The sequence below is a fragment of the Brevundimonas sp. SGAir0440 genome, assembly GCF_005484585.1.
Taxonomy (GTDB): domain Bacteria; phylum Pseudomonadota; class Alphaproteobacteria; order Caulobacterales; family Caulobacteraceae; genus Brevundimonas.
On record NZ_CP039435.1, the window covers coordinates 1,310,874 to 1,326,785 of the forward strand.

General features: G+C 67.2%; 18 protein-coding genes. 11 read left to right on the top strand and 7 right to left on the bottom strand.

Annotated elements, in window-relative coordinates:
- Positions 1 to 148 precede the first annotated feature (148 nt).
- From E7T10_RS06370 to E7T10_RS06395, 6 genes are all read left to right on the top strand, one after another.
- Positions 149 to 1,330 (top strand): deoxyguanosinetriphosphate triphosphohydrolase, encoded by a 1,182-nt coding sequence (locus tag E7T10_RS06370; RefSeq protein ID WP_168189898.1) that lies wholly within the window; start codon positions 149 to 151, stop codon positions 1,328 to 1,330.
- Positions 1,331 to 1,406: 76 nt separating this feature from the next.
- Positions 1,407 to 2,183: an SPOR domain-containing protein gene (locus tag E7T10_RS06375; RefSeq protein ID WP_137721159.1), complete on the top strand. Its 777-nt coding sequence runs from the start codon at positions 1,407 to 1,409 to the stop codon at positions 2,181 to 2,183.
- Positions 2,180 to 3,229 carry a beta-N-acetylhexosaminidase gene (gene nagZ, locus E7T10_RS06380; RefSeq protein WP_137721160.1) on the top strand — a complete coding sequence of 350 codons (1,050 nt, stop codon included), beginning with the start codon at positions 2,180 to 2,182 and terminating at the stop codon, positions 3,227 to 3,229. Before E7T10_RS06375 ends, nagZ begins: the two co-directional genes overlap by 4 nt.
- 6 nt (positions 3,230 to 3,235) lie before the next feature.
- Positions 3,236 to 4,054, top strand: coding sequence for a ScpA family protein (locus E7T10_RS06385; protein ID WP_137721161.1), 819 nt, complete (start codon positions 3,236 to 3,238; stop codon positions 4,052 to 4,054).
- Positions 4,051 to 4,722 carry an SMC-Scp complex subunit ScpB gene (gene scpB, locus E7T10_RS06390; protein WP_137721162.1) on the top strand — a complete coding sequence of 224 codons (672 nt, stop codon included), beginning with the start codon at positions 4,051 to 4,053 and terminating at the stop codon, positions 4,720 to 4,722. The genes E7T10_RS06385 and scpB overlap by 4 nt, the downstream gene beginning before the upstream one ends.
- A gap of 108 nt (positions 4,723 to 4,830) precedes the next feature.
- Positions 4,831 to 6,384 carry an ATP-binding protein gene (locus tag E7T10_RS06395; protein ID WP_168189899.1) on the top strand — a complete coding sequence of 518 codons (1,554 nt, stop codon included), beginning with the start codon at positions 4,831 to 4,833 and terminating at the stop codon, positions 6,382 to 6,384.
- On the opposite strand, the gene ispH is transcribed toward E7T10_RS06395, so the two are convergent.
- Positions 6,381 to 7,352, bottom strand: coding sequence for a 4-hydroxy-3-methylbut-2-enyl diphosphate reductase (gene ispH, locus E7T10_RS06400; RefSeq protein WP_137721164.1), 972 nt, complete (start codon positions 7,350 to 7,352; stop codon positions 6,381 to 6,383). The two genes, E7T10_RS06395 and ispH, sit on opposite strands and share 4 nt — an antisense overlap.
- Before the next feature lie 251 nt (positions 7,353 to 7,603).
- Here ispH and E7T10_RS06405 point away from each other — a divergent pair, with 251 nt between their 5' ends.
- The 5 genes from E7T10_RS06405 to E7T10_RS06425 all read left to right on the top strand — a co-directional run bounded on the left by E7T10_RS06405 (position 7,604) and on the right by E7T10_RS06425 (position 10,200).
- Positions 7,604 to 7,963: an AtpZ/AtpI family protein gene (locus E7T10_RS06405; protein WP_137721165.1), complete on the top strand. Its 360-nt coding sequence runs from the start codon at positions 7,604 to 7,606 to the stop codon at positions 7,961 to 7,963.
- 6 nt (positions 7,964 to 7,969) lie between these two features.
- The gene (locus tag E7T10_RS06410) at positions 7,970 to 8,761 is read left to right on the top strand and encodes a F0F1 ATP synthase subunit A (RefSeq protein WP_137721166.1); all 792 of its coding nucleotides are present in this window, start codon (positions 7,970 to 7,972) and stop codon (positions 8,759 to 8,761) included.
- A gap of 58 nt (positions 8,762 to 8,819) precedes the next feature.
- A complete protein-coding gene (locus E7T10_RS06415) occupies positions 8,820 to 9,044 on the top strand; it encodes a F0F1 ATP synthase subunit C (protein WP_017505298.1) in 225 nt (74 codons plus the stop codon).
- A gap of 68 nt (positions 9,045 to 9,112) precedes the next feature.
- A complete protein-coding gene (locus tag E7T10_RS06420; protein WP_084140311.1) occupies positions 9,113 to 9,685 on the top strand; it encodes a hypothetical protein in 573 nt (190 codons plus the stop codon).
- Positions 9,685 to 10,200 (top strand): F0F1 ATP synthase subunit B, encoded by a 516-nt coding sequence (locus tag E7T10_RS06425; protein WP_017505300.1) that lies wholly within the window; start codon positions 9,685 to 9,687, stop codon positions 10,198 to 10,200. The genes E7T10_RS06420 and E7T10_RS06425 overlap by 1 nt, the downstream gene beginning before the upstream one ends.
- Before the next feature lie 76 nt (positions 10,201 to 10,276).
- On the opposite strand, the gene E7T10_RS06430 is transcribed toward E7T10_RS06425, so the two are convergent.
- The 6 genes from E7T10_RS06430 to gcvH form a co-directional block, all read right to left on the bottom strand.
- Complete coding sequence (locus tag E7T10_RS06430; RefSeq protein ID WP_039245438.1) at positions 10,277 to 10,747, bottom strand: DUF6789 family protein; 471 nt, start codon at positions 10,745 to 10,747, stop codon at positions 10,277 to 10,279.
- Positions 10,748 to 10,879: 132 nt separating this feature from the next.
- Positions 10,880 to 11,284, bottom strand: a complete 405-nt coding sequence (locus tag E7T10_RS06435) for a PGPGW domain-containing protein (RefSeq protein ID WP_137721167.1) — start codon at positions 11,282 to 11,284, stop codon at positions 10,880 to 10,882.
- A gap of 211 nt (positions 11,285 to 11,495) precedes the next feature.
- Positions 11,496 to 12,413 carry an SDR family oxidoreductase gene (locus E7T10_RS06440; RefSeq protein WP_168189900.1) on the bottom strand — a complete coding sequence of 306 codons (918 nt, stop codon included), beginning with the start codon at positions 12,411 to 12,413 and terminating at the stop codon, positions 11,496 to 11,498.
- A 66-nt stretch (positions 12,414 to 12,479) separates the two neighbouring features.
- A complete protein-coding gene (gcvPB, locus tag E7T10_RS06445) occupies positions 12,480 to 14,048 on the bottom strand; it encodes an aminomethyl-transferring glycine dehydrogenase subunit GcvPB (RefSeq protein WP_137721169.1) in 1,569 nt (522 codons plus the stop codon).
- Positions 14,049 to 14,060: 12 nt separating this feature from the next.
- A complete protein-coding gene (gene gcvPA, locus E7T10_RS06450; protein WP_137721170.1) occupies positions 14,061 to 15,407 on the bottom strand; it encodes an aminomethyl-transferring glycine dehydrogenase subunit GcvPA in 1,347 nt (448 codons plus the stop codon).
- A gap of 135 nt (positions 15,408 to 15,542) precedes the next feature.
- On the bottom strand, positions 15,543 to 15,908 hold the full coding sequence (gene gcvH / locus E7T10_RS06455) for a glycine cleavage system protein GcvH (protein WP_137721171.1): 366 nt from the start codon (positions 15,906 to 15,908) through the stop codon (positions 15,543 to 15,545).
- Positions 15,909 to 15,912: the final 4 nt, after the last annotated feature.

Below are 15,912 nucleotides of genomic sequence, written 5' to 3' on the forward strand. Positions count from 1 at the left end.
CTTCCGGCGCGCGCGTGGCGACGGTGAAGGCGGGTGTGGACGGTTCTGTGGATTGGACGGTGCTCACGGCTGTCTATATGAGGCGGGCAGGGCCGTTCGCAAAGGCCCCCCGCATCAAAGCAGCCTCAAAGTTGATGACTTGAGCCACATGGACCTCGCTTCCTACGCCGAGCGCGCCGACCTGACCCAGGGCCGCCGCGTTTTCGAGCCCGCCAGCCGCACGCGCACCGCCTTTGCGCGGGACCGTGACCGCATCATCCATGCAACGGCGTTTCGGCGGCTGAAGGAGAAAACGCAGGTCTTCGTAGCGCATGAGGGCGATCACTACCGCACCCGCCTGACCCATTCTCTGGAAGTGGCGCAGATCGCCCGGTCGTTGGCCCATGCGCTGAGGCTGGACGACGACCTGGCCGAGACCATCGCCCTGGCCCACGACCTGGGCCATCCGCCCTTCGCCCACGCCGGCGAGGACGAGCTGGTGGTGCAGATGCGCGACTACGGCGGGTTCGACCACAACGTCCAGAGCTTCCGCGTCGTGACCGAGCTGGAGAACCGCTATCCGCAGTTCGACGGGCTGAACCTGAGCTGGGAGACGGTCGAGGGCGTCATCAAGCACAACGGCCCGGTATCGCACCGCCTGGACGAGCCGGCCTGGTCGGTCGTGCGCCCCTATGCGGCCGGCGGCGAGGCCGGGTGGGACCTGCGGCTGGGGACGTTCGCCTCGCTGGAGGCCCAGTGTGCGGCCATCGCCGACGACATCGCCTATAACAATCACGACGTTGACGACGGGGTGCAGGCGGGTCTGATCACCCTGCGCGATCTGGATCAGGTGCCGCTGATCGGCCCGATGTTGGCCGAGGTGCGCAGCGAATATCCCGACATCGACGATCGGATGCTGCGCATTGAGGCGGTGCGGCGGATGATCGGCGTCATGGTCGAGGACGTACTGGCCGAGACGGGGCGGCGGCTGGAGGAAGACCGGATCGTCACGACCGAGGACGTGCGGATGGCCAGGCGCACGATGGTGGATTTTTCGCACGCCATGCACGTCGATCTGGCGGTGCTGAGGAAGTTCCTGTTCGAGCGGATGTATCGCCACTACCGCGTCAACCGAACCCGCAGTCAGGCGCGGCGCGTGCTGTCGCAACTGTTCGAACTGTTCATGGCCGAGCCGGAGGTGATGCCGCCGGAGTGGGGCGAACCGGCCATGACCCCGGACAAGACGCAGCGGGCGCGCGCCGTGTGCGACTATATCGCCGGCATGACCGACCGTTACGCCATAGAAGTGCACCAGAAGCTGTTCAGCCTCGACCTCGCCCTCGATCTGTGATTCGAAACATGCACGCGGGGGCGTAGAGTGATCGTTCGGCGCGCCGATTCGCGCCGACAGACGGCGGAGCGCGACCATGTCCTTTGAAGACGACAACAAACCCGGCCGGGGCGCCTATACGCCGCCGACCGACGACGACCTGCCGTTCCGCCGCAACAGCTATGATCCGCGCAGCGGCCGCAATGTCGGTTCCGGCGGGGGCAAGGCGCCGCCCGTGACGCTGATCATCAGCGCGGTGGTCCTGCTGCTGCTGATCGTGGCGGTGATCTTCTTCTATCGGTCCGGCATGCGCGCCTCCACCGACGCGCCGCCGGCCGTTGGTCAGCCCGTCGGCGAGATGAAGACCGCCGCGCCTATCGACGCCCAGCCGATCGACCCGGCCGAGGGCGTGCGCGTCTATCGCGACGAGACCGAGACGACCGATGCGCCGGTAACCTTCACGCCGCCGCCCGAGGCGCCCCAGCCGCGTCCGGCCGCGCCGCCGACCGCCGCACCGACCGGACAGGGTCTGCCGCCCGCCAATACGGCGACGCCGGCCGCACCTGCGCCGCGTCCGACGACTCCGACTGCGCCCGTCGCTGCACCGGCGACCAAGGCTCCGGTCGCGGCCGGCGGGTCGGCCTCGGTCCAGATCGGCGCCTTCTCCTCGACCGAGATCGCGGACCGCGAGTACGCCGCGGTCGCCGGCCGTTTCGGCGCGTACGCCTCGGGCGCTGAAAAGCGGGTGACCGAAGTGACCTCGTCCAGCGGATCGACCCTGTACCGAACGGCCTTCTCGGGCCTGTCGCGCGAACGGGCGGTGGCCTTCTGCAATGCGCTGAAGGCGGCGGGCCGGGACTGCATCGTCCGGTGACGTCCGCCGCCATCTATGGCTGTCTGGGACATCGGCTGACGGAGGACGAAAAGGCCTTCTTCGCCGAGGTCCGACCCTGGGGCTTCATCCTGTTCCGGCGCAATATCGACACGCCGGAACAGGTGCGGGCCCTGACGGACGAACTGCGGGCGTCCATCGGCGATCCCCAGGCGCCGATCCTGATCGACCAGGAAGGCGGTCGGGTCCAGCGGATGGGGCCGCCCCACTGGCCCAAATACCCGCCGGGCGCCGCCTATCTGAAGGCGACGAACGAGCTGGCTCAGGCGCGTGAGCTGACGCGACTGGGCGCACGTCTGATGGCGCATGATCTGCGCGAGGTCGGGGTGACCGTCGATCTGTTGCCGGTGCTGGACGTGCCGGCGCCCGGCGCCCACGACATCATCGGCGACCGCGCCTATGGCCTCGATCCCGAGACCGTCGCCGTGCTGGGCCGGGCGGCGGCGGAAGGGCTGCTGGCAGGCGGGGTCTTGCCCTGCATCAAACATATGCCGGGGCATGGCCGAGCCTTCGCCGATAGCCATAAAGACCTGCCGACGGTCCATGCCGATTTCGAGACTATGGACAGCTGGGACTTCGCGCCGTTCAAGGCGATGTCGGATATGCCATTGGCGATGACGGCGCACATCGTCTTCACTGCCCTAGACAAGAAGCGGCCGGCGACCCAGTCCAAGAAGGCTGTTCGCATGATGCGCGAGCATCTGGGCTTCTCCGGCCTGATCATGACCGATGACCTGTCGATGCAGGCGCTGAGCGGCGACCTGGGCGAGCGGGCGCATCAGTCGCTGAAGGCAGGGTGCGACGTGGTGCTGCACTGCAATGGCGACATGGCCGAAATGAAGGACGTGGCCGAGGCGACTGGCAAGCTGAAGGGCGGCGCGCGCCGCCGGGCGGAAGCCGCGCTGGCCCGGATCGTGCGGACGCCCGAACCGCTGGATCCCGTCGCGGGACACGATCGCTTCTTCAAGGCCATGGGCGGCCGCATGGACGCCGCCAAGGGACCGGACGTGGGTGAGGCGCAGGCCTAAGGACCTATGACGGAGTCGTTCCAGCCCAATCTGGATTTCAACGCCGAGGAGGTCGAGGAGCGCGAGGCCTTCGTCGTCGATCTGGAAGGCTATGAGGGACCGCTGCACGTCCTGCTGGCCCTGGCGCGAAACCAGAAGGTCGATCTGCTGAAGCTGTCGATCACCCAGCTGGCGGAACAGTATCTGGCTTTCGTGCACGAGGCGCGGCGGCGCAACTTCGCCCTGGCGGCGGACTATCTGGTGATGGCGTCGTGGCTGGCCTATCTGAAGTCACGGCTGCTGCTGCCGCGCACCGACAAGGGCAAGGCCGAGGAGCCGCCGGCTGAGGAAATGGCCGCCGCCTTGGCGTTCCGGCTGCAGAAGCTGGAAGCGATGCGAAAGGCCGTCGAACAGCTGATGGCTAGGCCCCAGCTGAAGCGCGACGTCTTCACGCGGGGCGACCCCGAGGCGACGGTGATCGTGCCGTCGGATCGTATCGACGCCAGCCTGTACGAACTGATGAGCGCCTATGTGGTGCAGCGACGGCGCGAGGAGGCCCGGCGCTACGCCCCCGGCCAGCGGGTCGAGGCCTTTCCGCTGGAAGCCGCGCGCGACTGGCTGCGCGAGATCATGCCGAAGCTGGCGGACTGGACGCCGCTGGAAAAGGTCGCGCCCCATCGTGAGGATGAGGAGGGGCCCAGCCAGGCCAGCTTTACGGCCTCGACCCTGTCGGCCAGTTTGGAGCTGGTGAAGGAGGGGGCGATGGATATCCGGCAGAGCGAGGCGTTCGCAGACCTGTATCTGAAGCGGCGCGGACCGGGCCAGCCGCTGGAGCTGACGCCGTGAGCGACCTCGCCTTCCAGCCCGACGAGGCCGAGATCGAGCGGCGAGTCGAAGCCCTGCTGTTCGCCGCCGCCGGGCCGTTGACGGCGGCCGAGATCGCCGCGCGCCTGCCCGAGAATTGCAATGTCGCCCGCGCCATATCGGGTCTGCGCGCCCGCTATGAGGGGCGGGGGGTCGAGCTGGAGTGCGTCGCCGACCGCTGGCGCTTTCGCACCGCGCCGGACCTGGCCTTCATGATGACGCAGGAGCGCGAGGAGCCGCGCCGTCTGTCCAAGGCCGCGCTGGAGACGCTGGCGATCATCGCCTATCACCAGCCCGTCACCCGCGCCGAGATCGAGAGCGTGCGCGGCGTCAGCATCTCCAAGGGCACGCTGGACCTGCTGCTGGAGATGGGTTTCGTGCGGCTGCGCGGACGCAGGCGCACGCCGGGTCGGCCCGTCACCTATGCGACCACCGACCGGTTCCTGGAGCATTTCGGCCTTGCGACCCTGTACGACCTGCCAGGCGTGCAGGAGATGAAGGCGGCGGGCCTGCTGGACCTGTCGCTGCCGGTCGGATTCGAGGTGCCCGACCCCAGCCGCGCGTCGGAGGCCGACGACGAGGACGGCACCCTGCCGCTGGACGACGAGGCGCCCGAGTTTGCGCAGGACTTCGTCGGCGAACGAGGCTGACCCAGCGTGATGTTCACGCCGTCTTAGTCTGCGCGCCGTAAGCCAGACCGTATGAGTGGCGTGACATCGAAGACGGGTTGGCGGGCGTGGAGCACGTTCAGGATCGCAATGATCCTGATGCTGTCGTCCATCGTCGGAATGGCCGGAGTTCTGGCCATCGTCAGTCGCGGCATCGACGCCCACCAGGCCAGCAAGGAAGAAGGTCTGGTGCGGCTGCGTCTGACGCGCGCGCTGGAGACCATTGGCGAAAACCTGACCACCGCTTCGGTCTGGGACGAGGCCGTCGATCGGATGACGGCGGGCGATGTGGCCTGGTACGACCGCAACTTCGGCGCCTTCTACGCCGCCCAGCACAAGCATCAGTTCACCCTCGGCTATGACGGGACCGGGCGGCTGTTTCGCATCAGCACCCTGGGCCGACCGGCCGAGCCGCAGATCGGCCAGCCTTTCGGTCAGGCGGCCCGGCCGCTGATCGACGCGCTCCGGATTGAGGCCGCCGGGCGCGACCGATCGGTCACGGCGGATGCCGGGGTGCGTCTGAAGGCGGCGTTCGTTCGCGTCGGCGACGACGTCTATGTGCTGGGGGCCTCGACCGTGGTGAGGCATACGGCGGGCGGATCGACGCCGGCGTCCGATCCGGTGGTCGCGTCATTCAAGCCGTTCGCCGGCGAGCTGGAGCCGTTGAAGACGAGGCTGGCGCTGGATCGGATTCATTTCCAGCCCGGCGAGGCGGAGCCGCCCAAAGGCATGGTCGGCGTCGATGTGGGCGATGTCGGCGGCGCCCTGTTGGGCCGAGTTGTCTGGGCGCCGGAAAAGCCCGGCTATCAGATCCTGACCAAGGCCGGGCCGCTGCTGCTGCTGCTCTTCATCGTGCTGCTGATCGGCACGGGGTCGCTGCTGTGGAACACGACGGCGGACGTGCGGCGCCTCAAGGCCTCCGAGGTCGCCCTGTCGGCGGCGCTGGAGCGGGCCGAGGCGGCGAACCGGGCCAAGACGCGGTTCCTGTCCAACGTCAGTCACGAACTGCGCACGCCCCTGAACGGGGTTCTGGGCATGGCCGAGATCATCGGGGCCGATCTGGTGACGCCGCAGCAGCGCGAGCGGCTGGAAATCCTGAAGGCGTCGGGACGTCAGCAACTGAGGCTGGTCGAGGAGTTGCTCGATGTCGTGCGGCTGCGCGACGGGGCGGTGGCGCTGGAGACACGGCCATTCCGGCCCGACAACCTGTTGCGGCGGGTCGCCAACGACTTCCGGGGCGCGGCCGAGGCGAAGGGGCTGAAGATTTCGGTCGAGGCGGCTGAGGGCGAATGGCTGGGCGACCCGGTCCACGTCGAAAAGCTGATGGCGGCGCTGACGGACAATGCGGTGCGGTTCACGCGCACCGGCGGCGTGATGCTGCGCGCGGTCGCGCGCGCGGGCGCGGGCCTGGCGTTGGAGGTCGAGGACACGGGGCCGGGCATGGAGCCGGGGGAGGCGGCGCGCCTGTTTGAGGCCTTCACCCAGGGCGATGAAAGCGCGACGCGCACCGCCGAAGGGCTGGGGCTGGGATTGACGGCGGCGCACGGTCTGGCGGCCCTGATGGGCGGCAAGATCGAGATCGTCACCGCGCCCGGCGCCGGCAGCACCTTCCGCGTCGTCTTGCCTTTGGAGGCGGTCGTCTAGGCCGTCAGCAGGCGCGGCAGTTTGAAGGTGACGGTTTCGCGGGCGCCGTCGTCTTCGGTCACGGTGGCGTCGAAGCGCGTCCGGATGGCGTCGACCAGGGCCTCGATCAGCGGCTCGGGCGCCGAGGCGCCGGCGGTGACGCCGACGGTGTTCACGCCGGCGAACCATGACCAGTCCACCTGGGACGCATCGTCCACCAGATAGGCGGCCGGAGCGCCGGCGCGCATCGCGACTTCGACCAGGCGCACCGAATTGGATGAGTTCTTGGATCCGACGACCAGCACGAGGTCGCAGCCCTCGCCCAACGCCTTCACCGCATCCTGACGATTGGTGGTGGCGTAGCAGATGTCTTCCTTGTGCGGATCGGGCAATTCGGGGAAGCGGCGCTTCAGCACCTTCAGGATGCCCGCCGTGTCGTCCACCGACAGGGTGGTCTGGGTGGCGTAGGCCAAGGGCGCGTCGCCGGGGCGTTCGAACGATTCGGCGTCGGCCTCGGTCTCGACCAGGGTGATGGCGCCGGGCGGCAACTGGCCCAGGGTGCCGACGACCTCGGGGTGGCCCGCGTGGCCGATCAGGATGATGTGGCGGCCGGCCGCATGGTGACGCTCGGCCTCGACGTGCACCTTCGACACCAGGGGGCAGGTCGCGTCTAAAAAGACCAGTTCACGCGCCCGCGCCGTCGCCGGCACCGACTTGGGCACCCCGTGGGCCGAGAAGACGACCGGCCGGTCGTCGGGGCATTCGTCCAGTTCCTTGACGAACACGGCGCCCATGGCCTTCAGCCGCTCGACCACATGTTTGTTGTGGACGATCTCGTGGCGCACATAGACGGGGGCGCCGAACTTTTCGATCGCGCGCTCGACGATCTGGATCGCGCGATCGACCCCGGCGCAAAAGCCCCGCGGGGTGGCCAACCGCACCGAAAGCGGGCGAAGCGGAGCGTTGGGGACAGGAGCATGCGCATTCATGGCGGCGAACCTAGTCGTTTGCGGCGCTGACCGCCATCGGAGCCGATGGGCGGATGCGACGGATTCTGTCGCCCGCAGCAGCGGCGCATCGTCACGGCGGGCGGGCGCGAATGGAAAGTCGATATTCTACAATGCCTTAGCGCATGATCACGACGCCTTGACCTGTAGGCCGCTCACGATTAGTTTCCGCGCCGAATTCAGACCCGTCCGGACGCACCGTCTGGACGCCGAACGCACAGGTCCTATCCCCCATGTCGGAATCGCGCGAAGAGGCGATCAAACGCCTCCAAGACAGCGCATCCGCATTGGAGGCGCGGACCACGGCGGAGAAATCCGCCGAACTGACCGGCCAACAGGTGTCGGGTCAGGCCTACAAGATCATCGCCGAACTTCTCGGCGGCGTCTTCGTGGGACTGGCGTTCGGAGCGATCGCGGACTGGGCCCTCGGGACCCGTCCGTGGGGTTTGATCGGCGGGGTCCTTCTGGGCTTCGCCTTGTCGATTTACATGGCGCGTCGCACAGCCAACCGGCTGATGGCGCAGGCCAAGGCGCAAGGGACGACGGCTCCGGCCGAGCCCTACGTCGAGGCCGACGAAGACGGGGAACGATAGGGCTTCATGGCCGATCCGATTCATCAGTTTCAGATCCAGCCCATCCGGGGTCTGGACTTCGGCATCGTCGATGTGCCGGTGCTTGGTCCTGTCCATCTGGCGGTGACGAACTCGCACGTCGCCATGACCGTCGCCTTCCTGCTGATCGTCGGCTTCCTGGCCGCTGTGACAGCGAACGCCAAAGTGGTGCCCGGCCGCTTGCAAGCGGCTGGTGAAGGCGTGTTCGGCATGATCGATAACTTGGCTGATTCCATCATCGGCCATGAAGGTCGCAAATACTTCCCGTTCGTTCTTACGGTATTCCTGCTGATCCTGAGCATGAACATGCTGGGTCTGTTTCTGACCTTCACAGCGACCTCGCAACTGGCGATCACCGCCACCTTCGCCGTGCTTACGTTTGGCGTTGTGCTGGCGGTGGGCTTCGCCAAGAACGGCTTGGGCTTCTTCAAGCTGTTCTGGCCGGCCAGCGCACCGCTCGCGATTCGTTGGGCCGTCGGCCTGATTGAACTGATCTCCTTCTTCCTCCGTCCGGTCACCCTGGCGCTGCGTCTGTTCGGCAACATGCTGGGCGGTCACGTCGCGCTGAAGATCTTCGCCGGCTTCGTCGTGTCGCTGGGCCTCTTGGGCCTGGGCGGCGGCATCGGTCTGCTGGCCTTCCCGGTCGCGGCCCTGTCGCTGGGCATGGTTGTCGCCCTGACCGCTCTGGAGTTCCTGGTGGCCTTCCTCCAGGCCTTCGTCTTCGCCGTTCTGGCCTGCATCTATCTGAACGATGTGGTCAACCTGGACCACGCCCACTAAAGGGCCGGACCAGTCTCTTCACCCCAACCACCAACGACTTTAATCTAGGAATACAATCATGGACGCTGAAGCCGCGAAGTACATCGGCGCTGGTCTCGCCACCCTGGGCATGATCGGTTCGGCCCTGGGCGTGGGCAACATCTTCGGCAACTTCCTTGCCGGCGCCCTGCGCAACCCGTCGGCCGCCGCCGGCCAAGTCGGCAACCTGTTCGTCGGCGCCGCTCTGGCCGAAGCCCTGGGCATCCTGGCCTTCGTGCTCGGCATCCTGATGATCTTCGGCTGATATCAGTCGATCACGGCGCGCGGGGTTCGCCCGCGCGCCGCTTCATCTGATCCTGCAGTAGACGGTTCATGGCCAGCACCCACACCATCGACGCGGTCCCGCCTTCGGTCGAAGCGGACCTGCACGCCGAGACGGCGACCCCCGCCGAGCACGGCTCGGGCGGCCTGCCGCAATTCCAGTTCGAGCACTGGGCGGGCCAGATCGGCTATCTGCTGATCCTGTTCGTCATCCTGTACGTTCTGGTCTCCAAGGTCTTCGCGCCACGCCTTCGCAAGGTGATGGACGAACGGGCCGACACCATTTCCACCGCCGTTGCGACCGCGCGTCAGGTCCAGGCCGAAGCCGCCGAACAGGCCGCTCAGGCTCAGGCCGAAGTCGCCAAGGCCCGCGCTGACGCCCGCGCCACGGCCGAGGCCGCCAAGGCCCGCGTGACCGAAGAAGCGAACGCCCGTCAGGCCGCCGAAGAAGCCGTGGTCAACGCCCGCATCGCCGAGGCGGAAGCCTCGATCGGCAAGACCCGCGACGCCGCCATGGCCAATGTCTCCACCATCGCCTCCGACACGACCGCCGCCATGGTCGAGCGTCTGACCGGCAAGGCCGCGACCGCCGCCGAGCTGGCCGCCGTCAAGGGAGCCGCCTGATGAACCTGATCTTCGAACATGGCATCTGGAGCTTCGCCAATGCAGAGATCTGGGTTGGCATCGGCCTGATCATCTTCTTCGGCATCCTGATCGCCGCCGGCGTGCCCAAGATGGCCGGCAAGGCGCTGGACGCCAAGGCCGTCAAGATCCAGGCCGATCTGGACGAGGCCGCGCGCCTGCGCGCCGAAGCCGAAGCCCTGCTGGCCCAGATCCGCAAGGAGAAGGCCGAGGCTGAAGCCCAGGCCGCGGAGATGATGGCTCAGGCCGAAGCCGACGCCCGTCGCCTGGAAGTCGAGACCAAGGCCAAGCTGGAAGAAACCCTGGCCCGTCGTCAGAAGATGGCCGAAACCCGCATCGCCCAAGCCGAAGCCCAGGCCTCGGCCGAGGTGAAGGCCGCCGCCGCCGATCTGGCCGCCAAGTCGGCGGAACAGGTTCTGGCCGCCCGCCTCGCCAGCGGCGCCAAGGATCCGCTGCTCGACAGCGCCATCGCCCAGATCGGCGATCGCCTGAACTGATCAGGGCTGATCCTGAATGAAACAAGGCCCCCGACGTCGCCGTCGGGGGCCTTTTTCTTGGGCGATCAAGCCGTGATCAGTGGGCGTGGGCGCCGCCGATGATGGTCGCGCCCATCCGCTTGTCGCGCGCCACCAGACGGGCATAGACGTTGCCCAGCACGATGCCGAAAACCGCGTGGGTGATCAGCAGCCAGGCGAAGGTGCCGAAGCCCGCGCCGGCCGTGAAGGTGCGGTAATTCCCGAACATCACGATGGCGGCCATCATCAGGATCCAGGCGCCGACGGCGAAGACGATGCCCTTGGTCTCGGGCGTGTCCGTCGGCAGGCGCGGACACAGGACGGCGAACAGCGGCCCCAGGATAAACACGCCGCTGATGACATGGACGACCCAGCCGACGGCCATATTGCCGGGCATTCCAAGCATGCTGGCGATGACCCCCTGGAAGGGATCGAACCAGTTCAGGAACATATTGGGTATTTCGAGCAGTGAGACGGCCACGGTCGCCGCAACGCCGGCGATCAGACCTTTTTGTACGCGTGACATCATGACCTTAGCGCCTCCCAACGCCTAAGTGGTTCTCTGATAACGCGCAGACAGGATACGCCTGACTTGGGAGAGCGGTGTTCACGATCCTGTGGTTAGCGGTTGCAGCAACGCAACCGCGAAATCAGGCGCTAGTTAGCGTAAGAGCTTGCGGAAATAACGCCGCACGCTCTTGCGTCCGCGCGAGAGGCGACGGCTGGAGCGTCTGGTGACGATCTTCTCGGCTCGAAGCGCCTGTTGCCAGAAGACCGGCGCGAACTCCGGCTTCTTTCGCATCAGGCGACGGAAGGGATAGACCCATTTCGGCCGGGCATATTGGGCGCGAATGAACTGGCGCTTGGCCCAGAACGAGCTTTTCAGGATCAGCATCAGGCCGACGGCGATGACGGGAATGCCGCCCGGGCCGGGCAGGGGGGCGATCAGAATGCCCAGCAGCACGACGAACAGACCGCCGACCATCAGCGCCCAGCGTTTGACGACGCGCAGCGTGGAGGCGCGCGGCTTGTCAGAGCGGACGAAGGGAACGGGGAGTGAGGTCACGAATACGCCGGATGGGGAGGAGGATCGTCATGACAACGATCGCCACGGGCGCGCGATCCCTCGTCGGGAAAGGAAAAGGCGACCGTGACGACCTTGCCACAAGACCCCTTAACGCCCTGCGTCCATGGCGGATGGATGTCCGGCGGGTGAAGCTTTGGTCATGAAGAGACGATCTCTCCGCACCGTGGCGCGACGGACACGTCTCGCGACATCAGCCGTAGGCGACCCCCGTCAGACGCTCTGATTCCGTCCAAAGACGCTTGGCCACATCGGTGTCCCTGGCCTGGCGCTTGATCACCGCAACGCCGGGCGGCCCCTTCATCTCCTGAAAACCCGTGGGGCCGTAATAGCCGCCGGGCGTCGGGTCCGGCAGGGTCGCGGCCATCAGAATGGGCAGGGCGCCGTCCGCGGCCGAATGGCTGAGCACGGCCTCCAGCAGCCGGGCGCCGCGCGCGAACAGGCCGGGCTTGCCGGCATGGCCGTTGGCGATCAGGTCGGTGCGGGCGAAGCCGGGGTGAGCCGCCACGCTGGTTAAGCCCCAGCCGTGGGCGTCGCTGCGGCGCTGAAGCTCCAGGGCGAACATCAGCATGGCCAGCTTGGATTGCTGATAGACCGGCCACGGGCTGTAGTGGCTTTGATAGTTCAGGTCGTCCAGGCGGATATGGCCGCTGCGGTGGGCGACGCTGGACAGCTGAACCACGCGGGCTTTCGCAGCCGTCAGCAAAGGCAGCAAGCGGCCGACCAGGGCGAAGTGGGACAGGTAGTTGGTCCCGAACTGCATCTCGAACCCATCGACGGTCGTCTGGCGCGTCGGCAGGGCCATGATCCCCGCATTGTCGATCAGGATGTCGACGGGCCGTCCCGTCGCCAGATGGCGCTCGGCGAAGGCCTGGACGGAGGCCAGGCTGGCGAGGTCCAGCAGATCGAACCGCACGGCGGCATTCGGATGATGAGACCGGATCAGCCGTTCGGCCTCGGTCCCCTTGTCGGGATTGCGGGCCGCCAACACGACCTCCGCACCCTTGCCGGCCAGCACAATGGCGGTTTCCAGCCCCAGCCCGCCGGTCGCGCCGGTGACGATGGCCAGTCGGCCGGAAAGATCGGGGATATCGTTCGTCGTCCAGGTCATAGCCATGACCTAGCGATGGATCCGCCCCGCGTCAGCCCCTTCCCGCAGGAAGGGGCGACTTTGGGATCAGGCCGCCTTGTTGGAGCCTTCCGGCGCGGTCCAGCGCAGAACCGGCGAACGGGCGGCGCGGGTTTCGTCCAGGCGCTTCAGCGGCGCGTGGAAGGGGGCGCCCTTGAAGCGATCGACGTCGCCGGCCTTGGCGGCCCCGGCCAGGGCGCGCATCGCTTCGATGAAGCGATCCAACTCGGCCTTGGACTCGGTTTCCGTCGGCTCGATCAGCATGGCGCCGTGGACGACCAGCGGGAAATACATGGTCATCGGGTGGAAGCCCTCGTCGATCATCGCCTTGGCGAAGTCGAGCGTGGTGATGTCCGTGCCCTTCAGCCATTCGTCGTCGAACAGGGCCTCGTGCATGCAGGGGCCGTCGGGGAAGGCGGCTGACATCAAGTCACCGAGCCGGGCCTTGATGTAGTTGGCGTTCAGGACGGCGTCCTCGGCGACCTGACGCAGGCCGTCGGCGCCATGCGACATCATGTAGGACAGGGCGCGGGTGTACATGCCCATCTGGCCCTGGAAGGCGCACAGACGGCCGAAGGCTTGCTCGGCCTCCTCCTCCTCGCGCTCGATCAGGCGATAGCCGCCTCCATCATGCACGACCCAGGGGGCCGGGGCGAAGGGGGCCAGGGCTTCGGATAAGACGACCGGACCCGCGCCCGGACCGCCGCCGCCATGGGGCGTCGAGAAGGTCTTGTGCAGGTTGATGTGCATGGCGTCGACGCCCAGGTCGCCGGGACGAACCCGGCCGACGATGGCGTTGAAGTTGGCGCCGTCGCAGTAGAAATAGGCGCCGGCCTCGTGCGTCAGACGGCTGATTTCCAGGATGTCGCGCTCGAACAGGCCGCAGGTGTTGGGGTTGGTCACCATGATGGCGGCGACGTCGTCACCCAGCTTGGACGCCAGGTCGGCGACGTCCACGCGGCCGTCCTCGGTCTGGGCGACTTCGACCACCGAATAGCCGACGAAGGCGGCGGTCGCCGGGTTGGTGCCGTGGGCGCTGGTGGGCACCAGGACCTTGCGGCGCTTCTCATGCTGGCCCGACGCCTCGTGGGCGGCGCGGATCGCCATCAGACCGCACAGTTCGCCGTGCGCGCCGGCCTTGGGCGACAGGGCGACGGCGGGCATTCCGGTCAGGGTCTTCAGCCAGTGGGCCAGGGTGTCCATCAGCTCCAGCGCGCCCTGAACCGTCGAGATCGGCTGCAGAGGGTGGATGTCCGAGAAGCCCGGAAGTCGAGCAAGCTTCTCGTTCAGGCGCGGGTTGTGTTTCATCGTGCACGACCCCAGCGGATAGATGGCCAGGTCGATGGCGTGGTTCTTTTGGCTCAGGCGCACATAATGGCGCATGGCCTCAGGCTCGGACAGGCCGGGCAGGCCGATCGGATCCTTGCGGACCAGGTCGCCCAGGTCGGAGCCGTCCGTCTTGGGTTCCGGCAGATCGACGCCGGTCTTGCCCCAGCCGTCGCCTTCGAAGATCAGGGCTTCGTTCTGCAACAGGCCGCGGCCGCCGGTCAGGGTGGCTGGCTTGGTCTGGACCTGGTTCGGGGCGGTCGGGCAGCCGACGGTGTTCATGGTGCTCATGGTCAGTATCCCTTACGCGCCGAGGACTTTGGAGAGCGACTTGGCGAGGATCTGGATGTCGGCATCCAGCGTCGTCTCGGTCGCAGCGACCAGCAGGACATCGTCCATGCCGGCGTCGGGGGCCAGGCGGCTGTAGGGCACGCCGGCCAGGACGTGATGGGCGGCCAGCGTATCCACGACCTCTGCCGCGTTCTTGGGCAGGCGCACCGCGAACTCATTGAAGAAGCGGTCGGTCAGGATTTCGACGCCCGGAATGGCGGCCAGGGCGTCGCGGGTGGCGACGGCCTTTTCGTGGTTCAGCAGGGCCAGCTTGCGCAGACCCGTCTCGCCCAGCAGGCTCATGTGGATGGTGAAGGCCAGGGTGCACAGGCCCGAGTTGGTGCAGATGTTCGACGTCGCCTTGTCGCGGCGAATGTGCTGCTCGCGCGTCGACAGGGTCAGGACGAAGCCGCGCTCGCCGTCGGCGTCCACGGTCTCGCCGGTCAGGCGGCCGGGCATTTGGCGAATCAGCTTCTCGCGCGTGGCGAACAGGCCGACGTAGGGGCCGCCGAAGTTCAGGGCGTTGCCGATCGACTGGCCTTCGGCCGCGACGATGTCGGCGCCCATCTCGCCGGGCGATTTCAGCAGGCCCATCGACACGGCCTCGGTGACCACGACGATCAGCAGGGCGCCGGCGGCGTGCGCGGCCTCGGCGATCTTGGTCACGTCGGTGGCCGTGCCGAAGACGTTGGGGGTCTGAACCACGACGCAGGCGGTATCGGGACCGATCTGGTCGATCACGGCGGCCTCGGCGTCCACGGCGGCGGGCAGGGCCAGGGTCTCGACGCCGACAGCGTGAACCACGGTCTCGGTCGCCTTGATGTAGTGCGGGTGCACGCCGCCCGAGATCACCGCCTTGTTGCGGCGGGTCACGCGGGTCGCCATCAGCACGCCCTCGGCCATGGCGGTCGAACCGTCGTACAGGCTGGCGTTGGCGACCGGCATCCCGGTCAGGTTCGCGACCTGGGTCTGGAACTCGTACAGGTACTGCAGGGTCCCTTGCGCGATTTCAGGCTGGTAGGGGGTGTAGCTGGTCAGGAACTCCGAGCGCTGGATCACGTGATCCACCGTCGCCGGGACGTGGTGCTTGTAGGCCCCTGCGCCGCAGAAGAAGGGCACGGCTCCGGCGGTGGCGTTCTTGGCCGCCATGGCGGACAGGGCGCGCTCGACCTCCAGCTCGCCTGCAACGCGCGGCAGATCGACGGGGCCGTCCAGACGGGCGGCCTGGGGCACGTCCACAAACAGATCATCGATGGATTTCGCGCCGATGGCGGCGAGCATCGCCGTGCGGTCGTCGGGCGTCAGGGGGAGGTAACGCATATCCGGTTCCTTGCATCCGTCATCCTCGGGCTTGACCCGAGGACCGGATGTTGTGCGGCTCGTGCGCCAAAGGCTTCGCACGAGTGGTTGATCGTCCGGCCCTCGGGTCGAGCCCGAGGGTGACGGAGTTTGAAGTTAGAGGGTCTTCAGGAAATCGTCGTAGGCGGACTGGTCCATCAGGGCGTCCAGTTGCGAGGCGTCCGAGACCTTGATCTTGGCGAACCAGCCGTCGGCCTCGGCGCCCGAGTTGACGGTTTCCGGGGCGGTCGACAGGGCGTCGTTGGCCTCGACCACTTCGCCCGAGACGGGGGCGTAGACGTCTGACGCCGCCTTCACGCTCTCGACCACGGCGAAGCTGTCGCCCTTGGAGACGGTCTTGCCGACTTCAGGCACTTCGACGAACACCACGTCGCCCAGGGCGTCGGCGGCGTGTTTGGAGATGCCGACGGTGGCGATGTCGCCGTCAAGGCTGACCCACTCGTGATCCTTGGTGAACTTCATGGTC